The organism is Raineyella sp. LH-20 (assembly GCF_033110965.1).
Taxonomy (GTDB): domain Bacteria; phylum Actinomycetota; class Actinomycetes; order Propionibacteriales; family Propionibacteriaceae; genus Raineyella.
The window spans coordinates 370,197-387,652 of the sequence record NZ_CP137003.1; the positions used below are offsets into that span (position 1 = coordinate 370,197).

At 69.3% G+C, this 17,456-nt stretch carries 14 protein-coding genes and 1 tRNA gene; 1 reads left to right on the forward strand and 14 read right to left on the reverse strand.

The features are described from left to right. Positions 1–37: 37 nt before the first annotated feature. Entirely contained in the window at positions 38–3,532 is a 3,495-nt protein-coding gene (rpoB, locus tag R0146_RS01580) for a DNA-directed RNA polymerase subunit beta (RefSeq protein WP_317691121.1), read from the reverse strand. Positions 3,533–4,049: 517 nt separating this feature from the next. Then, the gene (gene bioB / locus R0146_RS01585) at positions 4,050–5,390 is read right to left on the reverse strand and encodes a biotin synthase BioB (protein ID WP_317691122.1); all 1,341 of its coding nucleotides are present in this window, start codon (positions 5,388–5,390) and stop codon (positions 4,050–4,052) included. A gap of 136 nt (positions 5,391–5,526) precedes the next feature. Between bioB and R0146_RS01590 the strand changes: the two genes are divergently transcribed. Beyond that, the gene (locus R0146_RS01590) at positions 5,527–6,084 is read left to right on the forward strand and encodes a TetR/AcrR family transcriptional regulator C-terminal domain-containing protein (protein WP_317691123.1); all 558 of its coding nucleotides are present in this window, start codon (positions 5,527–5,529) and stop codon (positions 6,082–6,084) included. A gap of 614 nt (positions 6,085–6,698) precedes the next feature. Here R0146_RS01590 and R0146_RS01595 read toward each other — a convergent pair. From R0146_RS01595 to R0146_RS01650, 12 genes are all read right to left on the reverse strand, one after another. Further along, positions 6,699–7,244 carry a putative endonuclease domain-containing protein gene (locus R0146_RS01595; RefSeq protein ID WP_317691124.1) on the reverse strand — a complete coding sequence of 182 codons (546 nt, stop codon included), beginning with the start codon at positions 7,242–7,244 and terminating at the stop codon, positions 6,699–6,701. Positions 7,245–8,517: 1,273 nt separating this feature from the next. Beyond that, a complete protein-coding gene (rplL, locus tag R0146_RS01600) occupies positions 8,518–8,907 on the reverse strand; it encodes a 50S ribosomal protein L7/L12 (RefSeq protein ID WP_317691125.1) in 390 nt (129 codons plus the stop codon). A 78-nt stretch (positions 8,908–8,985) separates the two neighbouring features. Further along, positions 8,986–9,618 carry a 50S ribosomal protein L10 gene (rplJ, locus tag R0146_RS01605; RefSeq protein WP_317691126.1) on the reverse strand — a complete coding sequence of 211 codons (633 nt, stop codon included), beginning with the start codon at positions 9,616–9,618 and terminating at the stop codon, positions 8,986–8,988. Positions 9,619–10,015: 397 nt separating this feature from the next. Then, positions 10,016–10,726, reverse strand: coding sequence for a 50S ribosomal protein L1 (rplA, locus tag R0146_RS01610; RefSeq protein WP_317691127.1), 711 nt, complete (start codon positions 10,724–10,726; stop codon positions 10,016–10,018). A 106-nt stretch (positions 10,727–10,832) separates the two neighbouring features. Next, a complete protein-coding gene (gene rplK / locus R0146_RS01615; protein ID WP_317691128.1) occupies positions 10,833–11,264 on the reverse strand; it encodes a 50S ribosomal protein L11 in 432 nt (143 codons plus the stop codon). A 374-nt stretch (positions 11,265–11,638) separates the two neighbouring features. Continuing rightward, on the reverse strand, positions 11,639–12,640 hold the full coding sequence (gene nusG / locus R0146_RS01620; protein ID WP_317691129.1) for a transcription termination/antitermination protein NusG: 1,002 nt from the start codon (positions 12,638–12,640) through the stop codon (positions 11,639–11,641). A 26-nt stretch (positions 12,641–12,666) separates the two neighbouring features. Next, entirely contained in the window at positions 12,667–13,008 is a 342-nt protein-coding gene (secE, locus tag R0146_RS01625; protein WP_317691130.1) for a preprotein translocase subunit SecE, read from the reverse strand. 170 nt (positions 13,009–13,178) lie between these two features. Next, positions 13,179–13,251: transfer RNA gene (locus R0146_RS01630), tRNA-Trp, on the reverse strand. Between the two features lie 215 nt (positions 13,252–13,466). Beyond that, positions 13,467–15,224: a malto-oligosyltrehalose trehalohydrolase gene (gene treZ, locus R0146_RS01635; RefSeq protein ID WP_317691131.1), complete on the reverse strand. Its 1,758-nt coding sequence runs from the start codon at positions 15,222–15,224 to the stop codon at positions 13,467–13,469. A gap of 238 nt (positions 15,225–15,462) precedes the next feature. Continuing rightward, positions 15,463–16,527, reverse strand: a complete 1,065-nt coding sequence (locus R0146_RS01640) for a UDP-N-acetylmuramate dehydrogenase (protein WP_317691132.1) — start codon at positions 16,525–16,527, stop codon at positions 15,463–15,465. After that, a complete protein-coding gene (locus R0146_RS01645; RefSeq protein WP_317691133.1) occupies positions 16,520–16,954 on the reverse strand; it encodes a MaoC/PaaZ C-terminal domain-containing protein in 435 nt (144 codons plus the stop codon). Before R0146_RS01645 ends, R0146_RS01640 begins: the two co-directional genes overlap by 8 nt. Beyond that, positions 16,951–17,424: an FAS1-like dehydratase domain-containing protein gene (locus R0146_RS01650; protein WP_317691134.1), complete on the reverse strand. Its 474-nt coding sequence runs from the start codon at positions 17,422–17,424 to the stop codon at positions 16,951–16,953. The genes R0146_RS01645 and R0146_RS01650 overlap by 4 nt, the downstream gene beginning before the upstream one ends. Positions 17,425–17,456: the final 32 nt, after the last annotated feature.

Here is a 17,456-nt window from a genome sequence, read left to right on the forward strand (position 1 = left end):
TGATAGTCCTGAAAGAGTTGCTGGTGGGTGAGGGAAGTCAGCCCTGGACCATGGCGTCCGAGCCGGGGCGACGACGCAGGTCGACGCCGAGCCCGTCCGGCACGCGGTAGTTCTCGTCCTCGGCATCGCGCAGGTCCTGCACGATGCCGTCCGAGGAGAGCACCTCCACGTTGAGGCACAGGGACTTCATTTCCTTGATCAGGACCTTGAAGGACTCGGGGATGCCCGGCTCGGGGATGTTCTCCCCCTTGACGATGGCCTCGTAGACCTTCACACGACCCGACACGTCGTCGGACTTGATGGTGAGCAGCTCCTGCAGTGCCCAGGCGGCGCCGTACGCCTCGAGGGCCCACACCTCCATCTCACCGAAGCGCTGGCCGCCGAACTGCGCCTTGCCGCCCAGCGGCTGCTGGGTGATCATCGAGTACGGACCGGTGGAACGGGCGTGGATCTTGTCGTCCACCAGGTGGTGCAGCTTCAGCATGTACATGTAGCCGACACCGATCGGCTCCGGGAACGGGTCGCCGGAGCGGCCGTCGAACAGCTGCGCCTTGCCGGTGCCCTGCATGACCTTCAGGCCGTCGCGGTTGGGCAGGCCGTACTCGAGCAGACCGGCGAGCTCCTCGTCGGTGGCGCCGTCGAAGACCGGGGTGGCCAGGCACTGATCGCCCTCGACCAGCCCGAGGCCCACCGAGCGCAGCCGCTCGGCCCACGGCTCGTCGACGTCGGTGACGTCCCAGCCGGACTTGGCGATCCAGCCGAGGTGCAGCTCCATCACCTGGCCGACGTTCATCCGGGAGGGCACGCCGAGCGGGTTCAGGATGATGTCGACCGGGGTGCCGTCGGCGAGGAAGGGCATGTCCTCGGCGGGGAGGATCTTCGAGATGACGCCCTTGTTGCCGTGACGGCCGGCGAGCTTGTCACCGATGGAGATCTTGCGCTTCTGGGCCACGTAGACCCGGACCATCTGGTTCACGCCGGGGGCCAGGTCGTCGCCGTTGTCCCGGTCGAAGACCTTGATCCCGATGATCGTGCCGGACTCGCCGTGCGGCACCTTCATCGAGGTGTCGCGGACCTCGCGGGCCTTCTCCCCGAAGATGGCGCGCAGCAGGCGCTCCTCGGAGGTCATCTCGGTCTCGCCCTTCGGGGTGACCTTGCCGACCAGGATGTCGCCGGTGGTCACCTCGGCGCCGATCCGGATGATGCCGCGCTCGTCGAGGTTGGCCAGCATCTCGTCGGAGACGTTGGGGATGTCGCGGGTGATCTCCTCGGCACCGAGCTTGGTGTCGCGGGCGTCGACCTCGTGCTCCTCGATGTGGATCGAGGTGAGTACGTCGTCCTGCACCAGCCGCTGGGACAGGATGATCGCATCCTCGTAGTTCAGACCGTTCCACGGCATGAACGCGACCAGCAGGTTGCGACCCAGCGACAGCTCGCCGTTGTCGGTGCACGGGCCGTCGGCCAGCGGGGTGCCGACCTCGACACGCTGCCCGACGGAGACCAGCGGGCGCTGGTTGACGCAGGTGCCGGCGTTGGACCGGACGAACTTCTCCAGCTTGTACGCCGAGAGGGTGCCGTCGTCGTTCGACACCTCGACGACGTCGCCGGTGACCGAGGTGACCCCGCCGGCCTTCTTGGCCAGGGTGACGTCACCGGCGTCGACGGCGGCGCGGTACTCCATGCCGGTGCCGACGAACGGAGCCTCCGACTTGACCAGCGGCACGGCCTGACGCTGCATGTTGGACCCCATCAGGGCCCGGGAGGCGTCGTCGTGCTCGAGGAACGGGATCAGGGCGGTGGCCACCGACACCATCTGACGCGGCGACACGTCCATGTAGTCGATCTGCCCACTGGGCAGGGTGTCGACGTCACCGTGGCGCTTGCGGACCAGGATCCGCTCATCGACGAAGGAGCCGTCCTCGCGCAGCGGGGCGTTGGCCTGGGCGATGACGTAGCGGTCCTCGACGTCGGCGGTCAGGTAGTCGATGTCGTTGGTGACCTTGCCGTCGACGACCCGACGGTACGGGGTCTCGATGAAGCCGAAGGCGTTCACCCGGGCGAACGACGCCAGCGAACCGATCAGGCCGATGTTCGGGCCTTCAGGAGTCTCGATCGGACACATCCGGCCGTAGTGCGACGGGTGGACGTCACGGACCTCCATGCCTGCGCGGTCACGGGACAGACCGCCGGGGCCCAGCGCGGACAGACGACGCTTGTGCGTCAGACCGGCCAGCGGGTTGTTCTGGTCCATGAACTGCGACAGCTGCGAGGTGCCGAAGAACTCCTTCAGCGCCGCCACCACCGGACGGATGTTGATCAGCGTCTGCGGGGTGATCGCCTCGATGTCCTGGGTGGTCATCCGGTCCCGGACGACGCGCTCCATCCGGCCGAGGCCGGTGCGCAGCTGGTTCTGGATCAGCTCGCCGACCGTACGCAGACGGCGGTTGCCGAAGTGGTCGATGTCGTCGACCTCGACCAGGACGTCCTCGACCTCGCCGTTGGCATCGACGCCGGGCAGCGAGGTGCGGCCGTCGTGCAGGGCCACCACGTAGCGGATGGACGAGACGATGTCGTCGATCGTCAGCACCTGCTGGTCGAAGGCCAGCCCGACGCCGAGCTTCTTGTTGATCTTGTAGCGACCCACCTTGGCCAGGTCGTAGCGCTTCGGGTTGAAGTAGTAGTTCTCCAGGAGGTTCTTGGCCGCCTCGATGGTCGGCGGCTCACCCGGGCGCAGCTTGCGGTAGATGTCCAGCAGGGCATCGTCCTGGCCGGTGGTGTGGTCCTTCTCCAGGGTGTGGCGGATCGACTCGTACTGGCCGAACTCCTCCAGGATCTGCTCGTTGGTCCAGCCGAGGGCCTTGAGCAGCACCGTCACCGACTGCTTGCGCTTGCGGTCGAGGCGTACGCCGACCTGGTCGCGCTTGTCGACCTCGAACTCCAGCCACGCGCCGCGCGAGGGGATGATCTTGCAGGTGTAGATGTCCTTGTCGGACGTCTTGTCCGGGGTCTTCTCGAAGTAGACGCCCGGCGACCGGACCAGCTGCGACACGACGACGCGCTCGGACCCGTTGATGATGAAGGTGCCCTTCTCCGTGATCAGCGGGAAGTCACCCATGAACACCGTCTGGGACTTGATCTCACCGGTGTCGTTGTTCATGAACTCCGCGGTGACGAACAGCGGCGCGGAGTAGGTGGCGTCCTTCTCCTTGCACTCGTCGACCGAGTTCTTCGGGTCCTCGAAACGGTGGTCGCGGAACGACAGCGACATCGTCTCGGAGAAGTCCTCGATGGGCGAGATCTCCTCGAAGATCTCCTCCAGGCCGGACTTCGTGTTGATATCGGTGCGGCCCTGCTCCTGGGCCTCCTCCACCGACGCCTTCCAGGCGTCGTTACCGACCAGCCAATCGAACGACTTGATCTGAAGATCGAGCAGGTGGGGCACCTGCAAGGGTTCGTGGATCTTCGCGAACGAGATGCGTCCCGTCGAGGAGATGACGTCGGTGTTCTTCGAGGCAATGCGCGCGGCGGCCAACAGTTTGGTCCTTCCAGAACTGGCAGGCGATGTAGTGCCGATGCCACACGACCAGGGAAGGCGCCATCCACGCGGGCCCCTGTGGGGAAGGGGAAACTCACGCGGTACGGCATCAGGGCGGCAGGCGACAACAGGCAAACGCCGACACTACACGACCATGACAGAAAACGCAAACCCAGAAGAATAGCCCATCTCCGGTGCGCTGGCGCCCAGTTTACTCTCCCGCGTGTCGGCCTGCCAGCCTGACGGGGGTGAACACCGGGCGACGCGAGGGCGCATCGCACCCGTACGACAGGCTTCGTCTCGCCCGAGGCAGCCTCTCGTCCGGTACCGCAATCTCGTCGATGTCGGATTCGCCCGGCGTCGGATGTGGTCCGACCTCAGCTCTCCTCCGACGCGCATCGGGTCGCACCGATCCGTTCGACGGGGTCATGCTACGCCACCCTGACGACACCACCGCACCACCGACCACGAGCGGTGTCGTGCGGTCGGTGGTGCGGTGGTGGACCGAGGCCGATCAGGCGTTGGGGGCCAGCGCGGTTCCGGCGCCCCGGCGGCGGATCGCCGGCGTCGCCTGGGTGCCCGGCGCGGTCTGGGCCCCCGGGGTGCCCGGCGCGGTCTGGGCTGCCTGCGCGGTCTGGGCGGCCTGACGGGCCTGCCCGGTCTGGGCGGCTCCGTACGCCGGATCATCCTTTTCCCCGACCGGCACGAAGCCGGCGTCGGCGATCATCTGCAGGTCGGCTGCGCCGGCCTGTCCCTCGGAGGTCAGGTAGTCGCCGAGGAAGATCGAGTTGGCGACCTCCAGTCCCAGAGGCTGCAGGGAGCGCAGGCTGTCCTCCCGGCCGCCGGCGATCCGGACCTCCGTGTCCGGGTGCACGAAGCGCACCATGGCGAGGATCCGCAGGCAGTCGAGCGGGGCGAGGGTGTGACTGCCCGCCAGCGGGGTGCCGTCGAAGGGCATCAGGAAGTTGACCGGCACCGAGTCCGAGCCGATCCGGCGCAGCGCGAAGGTGACGTCGACCAGTTCCGCGGCGGTCTCTCCCATTCCGGCGATCAGGCCGGAGCAGGCCGACAGTCCGGCGCCGTGCGCCCTGCCGACGGTGTCCTCCCGGTCGGCGTACGTGTGGGTGGAGCAGATGTCGTCGTAGTGGGACGCGGCGGTGTTGAGGTTGTGGTTGTACGCGTCGACGCCGGCCGCGGCGAGCCGCTCCGCCTGGCCCTCCTTGAGCAGCCCGAGGCAGGCGCACACCTCGACATCAGCGTCGGCCTGCCTCAGCCCGTCGACGATGTCGCCGACCCGGTCGAGATCGCGGTTGGAGGGACTGCGGCCGGAGGAGACCAGGCAGACCCGGCGGGCGCCGGCATCCATCCCGGCCCGCGCGGCCCGGACCGCCTCGTCGGTGGACAACCAGGGATAGTTGAGCACATCGGCCTCGGAACCGAGCCGCTGCGAGCAGTACCCGCAGTCCTCGGCGCACCGCCCCGACTTGAGGTTGACCAGGTAGTTGAGCTTGACCGAGTTGCCGAACCAGTGGCGGCGGAGCCGTCCGGCCGCGTGGACCAGGCCGAGCACCTCGGCGTCGGGCACACCGAGCAGGGCCACCGCCTCCTCCTCGGTCACCGCTCCCCCAGCCAGCACGCGATCAGCGAGCGCCTCGGGGTCAACCAACCCCTCGGAATCGGCCGACCCATCGTGAGCGGCGACCCCCTCGGGATCGGCCGACCCATCGTGAGGTGAGGCGCCCTCGGGATCGGCCGACCGATCGTGAGCGGCGACATCGGTCGACCGATCGTGAGCGGCGACCCCCTCGGGGCCGACGGCCACTCGTTCGGCGGTGGACAGGTCCTGGCTGGCCATGGAATCTCCTCGAAGGGCATGATCGGACGACTTGAACAGCGTTCACTATACGGTGTTCAAGTCGTCCGATGCGGCGGGTCCGCGGGCGGGCGGCTAGGCTCGGAACCCGGGGTCGAACAGCCGGGAGTGAGGGTCCATGTCATTGAGCCGGGCGGATGTCCTCGCCAAGGCCGTCGAGATCCTCGACACGTACGGGCTGGCGGACCTGACGATGCGCCGGCTGGCGACCGCCCTGCACGTCCAGCCGGGCGCCCTCTACTGGCACTACGCCAACAAACAGGAACTGCTCGCTGCCGTCACCGACCACATCCTCGCCGGGGTCTGCACCCCCGGGCCCGACGATCCCTGGCAACAGGCCCTGCTCGACTGGTCGGTGTCGCTGCGCGCTACCTTGCTGACCCATCGCGACGGGGCCGACCTCACCTCGTCGGCGCTGGCGCTGAGCCTGGGCACGCTGCGCCCGCAGGAGCCCCTCGTACGCCTGCTGACCGCAGCCGGCCTGGACACCGCCGATGCCGAGGCGATCGGCGAGACGGCCCTCCATCTCACCCTCGGGCTGACCCTCAACGAGCAGTCACGCACCCAGGCGGCGGCCCTCGGGGTGATCGACGGGCCGGCACCGGACGACGGGAATCGGTTGGAACTGGGCATCGACCTGCTGGCGCGGGGCGTGAGCGCGCGGTTCGGGATCTGAGTGGACGATCCGGGAGCGGAACCCCGGCGGAGCGTCGGGGCGTAGCACTCACGGCGCCGGTGGCCTCGGACAGATCCGTGCTCAGGGCCTCCGGCGCTCACGGAGGCCGGGTCGGCGTACACGTCGGCGAGGCTCGGCGTACACATCGGCGAGGCTCGGCGTACACGTCGGCGAGGCTCGGCGTACACATCGGCGAGGCTCGGCGTACACGTCGGCGAGGCTCGGCCCGAGCACGGCCGCTCGCACTCGAGGCGGCCGGCCAGCGAACCACTCCTCCCGCGCCATGCTTCACCAGGCCCCGCGCGCCACTCGCGCACTACTTGCGCGCAAGAAGGCCGACGACTCTCAGGAACCCCGACGGTCCGCAGGAACACCGACGATGCACGACCGAGTACGGTCGGGGAAGATGAGCAACATCGGGGTAGCTGAGAATCATCGGGGTAGCTGAGACTCATCGGGGCTGTGGGGGCCTTCGGGGCCCCGCCATCCGGGGCCCCGAAGGCCCCTGCCACCGCCCCTGCGCTCGGTCTGCCGACCACCGGTATCATCCCGCCCCACCCCGCCCCCCTCCCCATCCCGACCGCGGGAGAGATCGGGTGTGGGTGGAGCGCAGCTCAGGCTGTGCGCGGGCGGGTGACGTACGCTCCAGCACGCCGCCGCATCGCGGTCCTGATCCGGGCGGCGAGGGCAGCGGAGTCGTCGAGGTCGTCCCACCCCCACCGGACGACCTCCCAGCCGAGACTTCGGATCGCGTCCTCGCGTCGTTTCTCCTGGTAGACGATCCGACCCGCATCCTGGTCATCCTGCCCTCGACGGTATTTCTGGACACCATCGAACTCGCCGACCGTACGCGCCTCCAGCCACGCCAGATCCGTCCTCGCGACGAACTCACCGTTCTCGTTGCGGATCTCGTACTGCAGGACCGGATCCGGGAGCCCTTGCTGCTTGAGCAGTGCCCGACTCACCGACTCACCGCCATTCTCGGCAAGCGGCGATGCGCCCGCCACGACCGCCCGCGCAATGGCAATCCCGTGTCTTCCGCCCTGAGCCCGCAGCACGCCCACCAGCTGCTCCTTGGTGCATCGGCCGAACGCGAGCCGAAGGGCACTGTCCACCACCGCCAACCCGTCCGCGAAGCCGAGGGTTCGCGCACAGTCCACGACTGTCCATGGCACTGAGGTGATCGGGCAGCCATCCGAGACCTCGACGTGCGCGGGCGGGACAGCGGCGACATGACTGATGAGCCGACGACGCCGGCTCTCCCCACCTCGGTCCCTGGTCACATGGACCTGATCCGACAGGTCACGCCAGGGCACGTCCAATCCGTGCCACGCGGCCGCCGACACGTGACTGACGACGGTACCGTCGTTCAACCCCTCGACCGCCGCAGCCACCAGCAGCCGGTGCCTGTCCGACGGGTCATCAGGAAGCCGGTCGGTGTACGTGCCCCGGCGAAGCCTGGCGAGAGCCCCGGTGCGGACGGCCGACTCGATAGCGTGGGTCGACATTCCCCGAGCCCGCAGTCCGGCGGTCGAGGTCAGTGGATACTGAACGTGGTCTGCGGGTTGGCGGCGCTCCATGCCCCCATCGAATCGCCGGCATGGCGCTGGCGGAAGTCCGAACAACACACGGACAACACTCGGCGGCAGGCGGACAACACCCCTTTGCGGCAGGCGGACAACACCCCTTTGCGGCAGGCGGACAACACCCCTTTGCGGCAGGCGGACAACACCCCTTTGCGGCAGGCGGACAACACCCCTTTGCGACGTACGTGCCCGCGGCATCGCTGTCGCGGGCAGCCCGGGTGCCGGCGCCACACCAAGAGCCCGAGACACGAGCATCCGCGCCCCACCGAGCGCACCGAGCACACTGGCGCCGACACACCCCACGGGTGTCGACAACAGGACGTGCAACGACGCGAAGTCAGCCAGCCTCTGGCCCCCAGATCCCCGACGATTCTCAGGAACCCCGATGGCCCTCAGTAGCACCGACGTTGCACGGCCAAATACGGTCGGCGTAGATGCGCAGCATCGGCGAGGCTGAGAATGATCGGGGTTCACCAGAATCGTCGGGGATCCCTCGTGCCGGGCCCAAAGAGCTGCGTTCCCATGAACCGCGGCCCACAAACTGCAGCCCACGAGTCGCGGTCCACCGAACCAGGACCGCCCCATGCCAGCTCACCAGAGCCAGCGAACGCGAACCCCGGGCGCCGGGATACCAGCCGACGATCCCCGCCGCCCGCAAGCCCACCCCAAGCACCAACGCCACCTCAAGCACCACCGCCCCGCCGCGCCACACCGACCGCCGCAGCGCAGGCCGGCCCCACCGACCACCGCCGAACGCCCGGAAACGCCACAGGGGCGGGCCCCAGACGGGACCCGCCCCTGTGGACGGATGTCAGCTCCTCGGGACCCGCGGGCTCCGAGGCCGTGATCACTTGACGGAGACGGAGGCGCCAGCGGCCTCGAGCTTCTCCTTGGCGGCGGCAGCCGCGTCCTTGGCGACCTTCTCCAGGATGGCCTTGGGGGCGGACTCCACGAGCTCCTTGGCCTCCTTCAGACCGAGGGAGGTGAGCGCGCGCACCTCCTTGATGACCTGGATCTTCTTGTCGCCGGCCGACTCGAGGACGACGTCGAACTCGGTCTGCTCCTCCTCGGCCTCGGCCTCAGCGGCGCCGGCCGGGGCACCGGCGACGGCCACGGCGACCGGGGCGGCGGCGGTGACCTCGAAGGTCTCCTCGAACAGCTTCACGAACTCGGAGAGCTCGATCAGCGACATCTCCTTGAAAGCGGCGATCAGCTCGTCGTTGCTCAGCTTGGCCATGATGGGTTCCTCACTTCTTGGTGTGTGATGCAGTCTGGCCGTCCGGGCCACGCCTGCGGTGGTGGTGATCCGTACGGATCATTCGGCAGCAGGCGCTGCCTCGGCGGCCTCCGCAGCGGGGGCTGCATCGGCGGTCTCGGGCTCCGTGGTCTCCACCGCGGCCGGCGCCTCGCCGGCACCCGCGATGAGGGAGGGGTTCGCCTCGGCAGCGGTCTGCAGCGCACCGAACGCGCGAGCAGCCGTCTGCAGCGGGGCGGCGAACAGACCGGCGGCCTTGGAGAGGTTGCCCTTCATGGCGCCGGCGAGCTTGGCGAGGTAGACCTCGCGCGACTCCAGGTCGGCGAGTGCGCCGACCTGCTTGGCGTCGAGGAACTTGCCCTCCATGACGCCACCCTTGATGACCAGGAGCGGATTGTCCTTGGCAAAGTTCTTGAGGCCCTTGGCCACGGTCGCGATGTCGCCCTTGATGAAGGTCAGAGCGTTCGGGCCGGCCAGGATCTCATCCAGCACGTCGATGCCGGCCTTGTTGGCCGCCAGCTTCATGAGGGTGTTCTTTGCCACGGCGTAGGTGGCGTCCTCGCCCAGCGCGCGCCGAAGAGTCTTCAGCTGCGCCACGGAGAGGCCGCGGTACTCGGTGAGCACAACAGCGTCAGAGCTCTCGAACTGCTCCGAGAGCTGGGCGACAGCTGCTGCCTTGTCCTCCCTCGCCATGGTTCTCCTTCCACTTCTGTCGTGTGCACGTCCCGACGGGACGTACGCCTCGACCGCTGGAGCCACCCGGCACCACCCTCGCGGGTCCGGGACACGAAAAATGCCCCGGCGCGCGGGCGCACGGGGCACATGATGACCGGCCATCCCCAGGCGGGCCTGGCTGGATGACGGGACGACATGGAACTCGTCTCACCTGCGCGGGCCTCCGGTGCGGAGCTTAGGGCGTACGACGGGCGTACGACCACCTGCGGTCTTTGGCAGCGACCACTCTAGCCGACCCGTCCGGTGGAGTCCAATCCGCCGAAGGGCTCCGCTGCCGTACGTACGCACGGCAGCGGAGCCCTTCGGGATGGTTCCTGGAGAGATCAGGCGGTCGCCTCGATCCCGACCGCTGGAATCAGGCGGTCGCCTCGATCTCAGCCTTGACCTTGGCCGGGTCCATCAGGACGCCCGGGCCCATCGTCGAGGACGCGGAGATCTTCTTGACGTAGCGACCCTTCGCGGTGGTCGGCTTGAGCCGGACGATCTCGTCGACCGCGGCGAAGTAGTTCTCCATCAGCTGGTCGATGCTGAACGACGCCTTGCCGATGATGAACTGCAGGTTCGAGTGACGGTCGACGCGGAACTCGATCTTGCCGCCCTTGATCTCGGTGACGGCCTTCGCGACGTCCATGGTCACGGTGCCGGTCTTCGGGTTCGGCATCAGGCCGCGCGGGCCGAGGACGCGACCGAGCTTGCCGACCTTGCCCATCATGTCCGGGGTCGCGACGACTGCGTCGAAGTCCAGGTAGCCACCCTGGATCTTCTCGATCAGTTCGTCGGCGCCGACCTCATCGGCGCCCGCGGCCGTGGCGGCCTCGGCGTTCGGACCGGTGGCGAAGACGAGGACCCGTGCCGTCTTGCCGGTGCCGTGGGGAAGGTTGACCGTGCCGCGGACCATCTGGTCGGCCTTGCGGGGGTCGACGCCGAGGCGCATCGCGACCTCGATCGTCTCGTCGAACTTGGCGGAGGCGTTGTCCTTGACCAGAGTCAGGGCCTCACGCGGAGAGTAGAGGGCCTGTTCGTCGCGATTGGCGGCGGCCGCCCGATATGCCTTGCTGCGCTTCATGAGCTGGTTTCCTTCAGTGCTGATACCAGTGGTGGTGCGGACCGCGCCGGTCCTCCCACATCCGGTGGATGGAGCCCCGATCCGTGTCGTACGGACCGGAACGGGGTCAGTCCTCGACGGTGACGCCCATGGAACGGGCGGTGCCGGCCACGATCTTCATGGCGGCCTCGACGTCGTTCGCGTTGAGGTCGGGGAGCTTGGTGGTGGCGATCTCGCGGACCTGGTCGGCGGTGAGCTTGGCGACCTTGTCCTTCAGCGGGTTCGACGAGCCCTTCTTGATCCCGGCGGCCTTCTTGATCAGCTCGGCGGCCGGCGGGGTCTTCGTGACGAAGGTGAAAGTCCGGTCCTCGTAGATCGTGATCTCGACCGGGATGACGTTGCCACGCTGGGATTCCGTCGCGGCGTTGTACGCCTTGCAGAACTCCATGATGTTGACGCCGTGCGGGCCGAGGGCGGTGCCGACGGGCGGCGCCGGGTTGGCCTGGCCGGCGTTGATGGCGATCTTGACGATCGCCGCGACCTTCTTCTTGGGAGGCATGCGGTGGGTCCTTTCCGTGCATGCTCAAGGCAGTGCATGCTCATGGACGTACGCGGACGTACGCCCAACTCTTCGGTGGTCGTACGGGGTCGTGCGACCGATGGTCGGTGACCCGCACCACGGTGGGGTCTCCGGAGGTCCCCGCGCGGGCGGGATCCTCACATCACGTACGCCGGGGCGTGCGGACGCGGCGGCCGAAGCGGGGCGACCTGGCTGGGGCTGCCCGAGGTCCGACCGGTGCGTCGTACGGACCGCCCGGGGGCGGGCACACGACGCACAGTGTCAAAGCATAACCCGAGGACCCCTCCGCCGCGCAATCCGCGGGCGTGAGGGGTCCTCGTGGGGGGTGTCCGGGGCCGGTCGTCCGGCCGCCGTCAGGACTTCTGGATCTGCGGGAAGGTCAGGTCCACCGGGGTGTCGCGGCCCATGAACTCCACGGTGGCGATCAGCCGCTGGGTGTTCGGGTTGATCTCGGTGATGATGCCCGGGACGCCAGCGAACGGGCCCTCGATGACCATGATCGAGTCGCCGATCTGGTAGTCCTGCACCTCGACCTTCTTGGCCGGGCGCTTGCCCTTGCCGACCGCGGATGCGGCGACGCGGGCCACCACCGAGGGCCGCATCATGTTCTCGACTTCGTCGAGGGTGAGCGGGGTCGGGTCGTTGGCGTTGCCGACGAAGCCGGTGACGGCCGGGGTGTGCCGGATGCAGCCCCACGACTCGTCGGTCAGGTCCATCCGGACCAGGACGTAGCCGGGCAGATAGACCCGGGTGACTTCCTTCTTGTTGCCGTTCTTCATCTCGACGACCGTCTCGGTGGGGACGACGGTCTCGTAGATGTAGTCCTCCATGTTGAGGGAGGTGACGCGCTGCTCGATGTTCTGCTTGACCCGGTTCTCCATGCCGGCGTACGTGTGCACCACGTACCAGTCACCGAACTTGCTGTCCAGGTCGGTGCGCAGCTCGGCCATCGCGGTGGCGACCGCGGCCTCGGCGTCGAAGTCCATCACCGGCGCCGCGGAGGTCTGCTCCTCCTCCTGGTCGGCGTCGAAGTTCAGGTTGATCTCGAAGTCGTCGTCCAGCCCGCGGGCCGGTGCCCCCGGCGCGGTGCCGGTGGACTCCGCCTCATCCTCGGCCTCTTCGACGTCCGCGTGCTCGTCCTCGTCGGCGGGGGTCGTCTCGGTGGGCTCGGTGGTCGCCTCCGCCGGCGGGGTCTGCACGGAGCCGAAGATGTCGGCCGCGCTCAGCTCCTCGTCGGTCGGCTCCTCGGCGTCGAGACCGAAGTCCAGGTCGGGCTCGTCACCGACGGTGTCGTCCTCGAACGCGTCCAGGTCGATCTCCACCTCGGACGGGTCGAACTCGTCGTTGTCTGCCACGTTTCCCTCTCGGTCGTTGTCGTACGTCATCCGCCGAACACCTTCAGCACCACCCAGCCAAGCCCGGTGTCGAGCAGGCTGACGAACACCATGATGAACGCCACGAAAAGGAGCACGGCGATGAACGAGCCGCCCATCTCCTGCCGGGTCGGCCAGGTGACCTTCTTCAGCTCATCGACGGACTGTCCGGTGAAGGCGATCGGCCCGGCCTTCTGCTCGTACGGCGGGAGTGCGGAGCGGCGCGAGGAATCGTGCGCCCGGCGCACCGGGCGGCGTCCGCCCCGTCCACCGGCGCGGGATGCGGGGGTGCGCTCCTCGGCGGCTGCGACATCCTCGGAATCCTGCGGATCCGTCAGGTCCTCTGCCACACATCGTCCTTCGTCTCGCCAGGTCAGCGACCTGTTCGGTCTCGGTGCCCCCCGACAGTCGAGGCGTGCCCCGACAAGGCAGTGCCATCGACCGGTTCGGACGACATCACCGACTGTAGCGCCAGCGAGGACTGCTCGTCGCGCCCGGCACACACGGTGCCCCGGACTCGCACGGCACGAGGGACTTGAACCCCCAACCTTCGGTTTTGGAGACCGATGCTCTGCCAGTTGAGCTAGTGCCGTCCGTCGGGCGGTTCCCCGTCCGACAAGATCGGTAGTCTACGCAGATCGCCGCGACGATGTCGAACCGGGCCGGCCGTGCCGCCGCCCTGTGGCACGGCACGCCGTGCCCCGGACCGGCACGGGGACGAGACATGACGGGGCGCCGAGCTTGATCGTCCCGGCCCCGGACACCGGCCCGCGACCGCCGGCCCGGACCGGCCAGGTCCTCGACCGACTCAGGCCCGGTCGAGGATCACCGATGAGCGTGGCCCGAGCCGCAGCCCGGTCCCGGCGGTCGCCGTGGCCGGCTCCCCCGCCGTCACGTCACCCCCCGTCACGTCACCCGTCGCCACGTCACCCGTCGTCACGTCACCCGTCGCCAGCAGGACCGTGCCGGCGAGGCCGGTATCGACCGGTTCCTCGCCGAGGTTGACCGCCACGACGATCCGTACGCCTCGCTCGATCACCAGCAGGTCGCCGTCGAGCCGCACCGCGGTGCGGTCCAGCCGTGGATCGCCGAGATCGGGCCAGGAGTGGCGCAGGGTGATCAGGTCGCGGACCAGGGCGAGGTGCGAGGCGTACGGCTCGCGGAGCGGCTCGGACCAGTCGAGGATCGCGTCGGTGAACGTCTGCAGGTCCTGCGGGTCGGGCACCCGGGCGTGGTCCCAGGCCATCCGGGCGAACTCCGCCCGCCGTCCCTCGGACACCGCCCGGGCGAGCTCCGGCTCCGGATGGGAGGAGAAGAAGGGCCAGGGCGTCGAGGCGCCCCACTCCTCCCCCATGAAGAGCATCGGGGTGTACGGGGCGGTCAACGTCAGCACCGCCGCGGTCGCCAGGGTGCGCTCGTCGACCCGGCCACGGAGCCGGTCTCCGGCGGCACGGTTGCCGATCTGGTCGTGGTTGTCGGCGCACACCACCAGCCGCCAGGCCGGCGTGCCGGGCGGCAGCGGACGGCCGTGCGTACGCCCCCGGAAGGACGACCATCGCCCGTCGTGCAGGAAACCGTGGCCGAGCACGTACGCCAGGGCTTCGGGGTCGGCGAAGTCGGCGTAGTAGCCGGTGTCGTCGCCGGTGAGGGTGGCGACCAGCGCGTGGTGGAAGTCGTCGACCCACTGGCCGGCGAGGCCGTAGCCACCGGCCTCGCGGGGTGTGATGAGACGCGGGTTGTTCTGGTCGGACTCGGCGATCAGGGTGAGCGGGCGGCCGAGGAAGGCGCTGAGCGCGTCGACCTCGGCGGAGAGCTCCTCGAGGATGTCGACGGCCCGGCCCGGGTCGATCAGGGCGTGCACGGCGTCGAGCCGCAGCCCGTCGACGTGGAAGTCGCGCAGCCACATCCGGGCGTTGTCCAGCAGATAGCGGCGCACCTCGTCGGAGTCAGGGCCGTCGAGGTTGACCGGATTGCCCCAGGGCGTGTCGGTGCTGGCGTCGAGGTAGGGCCCGAACATCGGCAGGTAGTTGCCCGACGGGCCCCAGTGGTTGTGCACGACATCCTGCAGCACCGCCAGGCCGCGGCGGTGGCAGGCATCGACGAAGGCTTGGTAGGCGCGCGGGCCGCCGTACGCCTCGTGGACGCAGAACCAGTCAACCCCGTCGTAGCCCCAGCCGCGAGGGCCGTTGAAGGCGGCCACCGGGAGCAGTTCGACGGTGTCGACACCGAGATCGACGAGATGGTCCAGCCGGTCGATCGCCGCGACAAGGGTGCCCTCCGGGGTGAACGTGCCGATGTGCAGCTCATAGATGATCGAGCCGGCGAGCTGGCGGCCGGTCCACGCGTCGTCGGTCCACGGGAAGGAGGCCGGATCGTACGTCCGCGACACGTCGTGCACCCCGTACGGCTGGCGCATCGTGCGCGGGTCGGGGCGCGGTGTCGGGTCGTCGTCCAGCAGGTAGCCGTAGTCCAGTTCGCCGTCGGCGGGCAACGGGACCGCGGTGACCGGGTCCCACCAGTCGTCGTCGGCCCGGATCATCTCGGTGATCCGGGACGCGCTGTCCACAGGCGCGCTGTCCACAGGCGCGCTGTCCAGAGGCATGGTGTCCACAGGCGCGCTGTCCGGGCGCGCGCTACTCGACGGTGTGGTGATCAGGGCTGGATCGCCCGCCGCCGTGGGCGCCGCCGGACGGGTCCACAACCGCACCCGACGCGGCCGCGGTGCCCAGACCGCGAAATCCGGGGCGCTGCCGGCCGCTGCACCCGGGACGCCCGGCCGCAGGCCCGTACGGTCCGCGGGGCGGTCAGACCCGGACATCGTCCAGGGAGCAGTTCACCAGGTTGGGCTCGGGGACGAGGGTGACGCCGTACGCCTCCCGGACGCCGTCGCGGATCGCCCGGGCCAGCTCCAGCACGTCGGCGGTCGAGGCGGAGCCACGGTTGGTGAGCGCCAGGGTGTGCTTCGTCGACAGCGTCGCCGGGGCCTCGCCGTCGGCGTAGCGGGGCAGGTGCCAGCCCTTGCCGAAGCCGGCGTGCTCGATCAGCCAGGCGGCGGATGACTTCACCAGGCCAGGACCCGCCGGGTAACGCGGCGCCGCCGCCGGCAGCCGGGTGGCCAGTTCCTCCGGCAACACCGGATTGGTGAAGAACGACCCGGCGCCCCAGGTGTCGTGGTCGGACGGGTCGACCAGCATGCCCTTGCCGGCGCGCAGCTCGAGGACGGCCTGGCGCACCTGTCGGGCCCGGGCCGGTTCACCGACCGCGACCCCGAGCCTGTCGGCGAGCTGCTGGTAGCGCACCGCCGGGAGCAGGTCACCGAGCAGGAACTGGAACGCGACATCGAGGATGATCCAGCGGCCGGGCTCCTCCTTGAACCGGGATGTCCGGTAGCCGAAGCCGCACTCGGCGGGGAAGAAGGTCTTCTGGGCCCGCTCGCGGCGGTCCCAGGTGCGGACCCGGACGATGTAGTGGCCGACCTCCGTGCCGTACGCCCCGACGTTCTGGATCGGCACCGCGCCCACCTGGCCGGGGATGCCGGACAGCGATTCCAGACCGCGCCACTCGCGGGTGATCGCCTCCTGGACGAACCAGTCCCAGGACTCCCCCGCGGCGACGGTGACGTTGGCGCCGGCGCAGCAGGACTCCTCCTCCACCCACAGGCCCTGGGTGGCGACCCGGACGACGAGCCCGTCGAACCCGTCGTCGCCGATCAGCAGGTTGGAGCCGCCGCCCAGCACGAGGACCGGTTCGCCGGCGGCGTCGGCAGCGGTGACGAGGTCGATCAGGGTGCGGTCGTCGTGGGCGACCGCGTAGCGTGCAGCCGGCCCGCCCAGGTGGAAGGTGGTGTGGTCAGCAAGCCGCTCAGCCACGGTCGACCTCCGCGACCGCCTGGCCGAGCACCTTGACGTCGGCCCCGTCGGGCCCGGTGATCACGGCGGTGATGGTCACCGTGGCGGTCTCGTCGGTCAGCCCGGTGACGGCGGCGCCGATCCTCACCTCGACCCCGGCGTCGTCGTCGGGGACCGGGACCGGGCTGGTGAAGCGGCAGGAGTAGCCGCGCACCTTGCCCGGGTCGCCGACCCAGTCGGTGACGACTCGCAGAGCGGTGGCCATGGTCAGCATGCCGTGGGCGATCACCGACGGCATGCCCACCTTGCGGGCCATCCGGTCGGACCAGTGGATCGGGTTGAAGTCGGTGGACGCGCCGGCGTAGCGCACCAGGTCGGCCCGGGTGAGATTGACCGTCAGCGGAGGCAGCTCGGTGCCGACGGTCAGCGGGGTCGGGTCGGTCGTCATCGGGTGGCCTCCTCGGCTGCGGCGGCCCGGGGGGCCGACCCCTTCGGCGCGGTGGCCTCACGGTTGTGGATCAGCTGGGCGGTCACGGTGCAGACATGCTCGCCGGCGACCGTACGGACGTCGACGGACGTGGTGATGAACTCCATCGGGCCACGCAGCCGCACTTTGTCGAGGGTCAGCACGCCGACGACCTCGTCACCGGCCCGCAGCGGGCGATCGTACGTGAACCGCTGCTCGCCGTGGATCATCCGCTCCAGCCGCACCTCCAGCTCCGGGTCGGCGAGCATCGCCTCCCATGCGGTCGAGGCGATGACGAAGGCGAAGGTCGGCGGGGCGATCGGGTTCGGGCCACCGTACGAGGGATTGTCGTCGCCGATCGCCCGAGCGAATTCGTGGATCTTGGCGCGGGACACCCGGTAGGGCGCCGTGGCCGGGTAGGACCGGCCGGCATGCTCAGTGGTGATGGCCATGGGCACCACGCTACCCGTTCACGGGGTGCCGA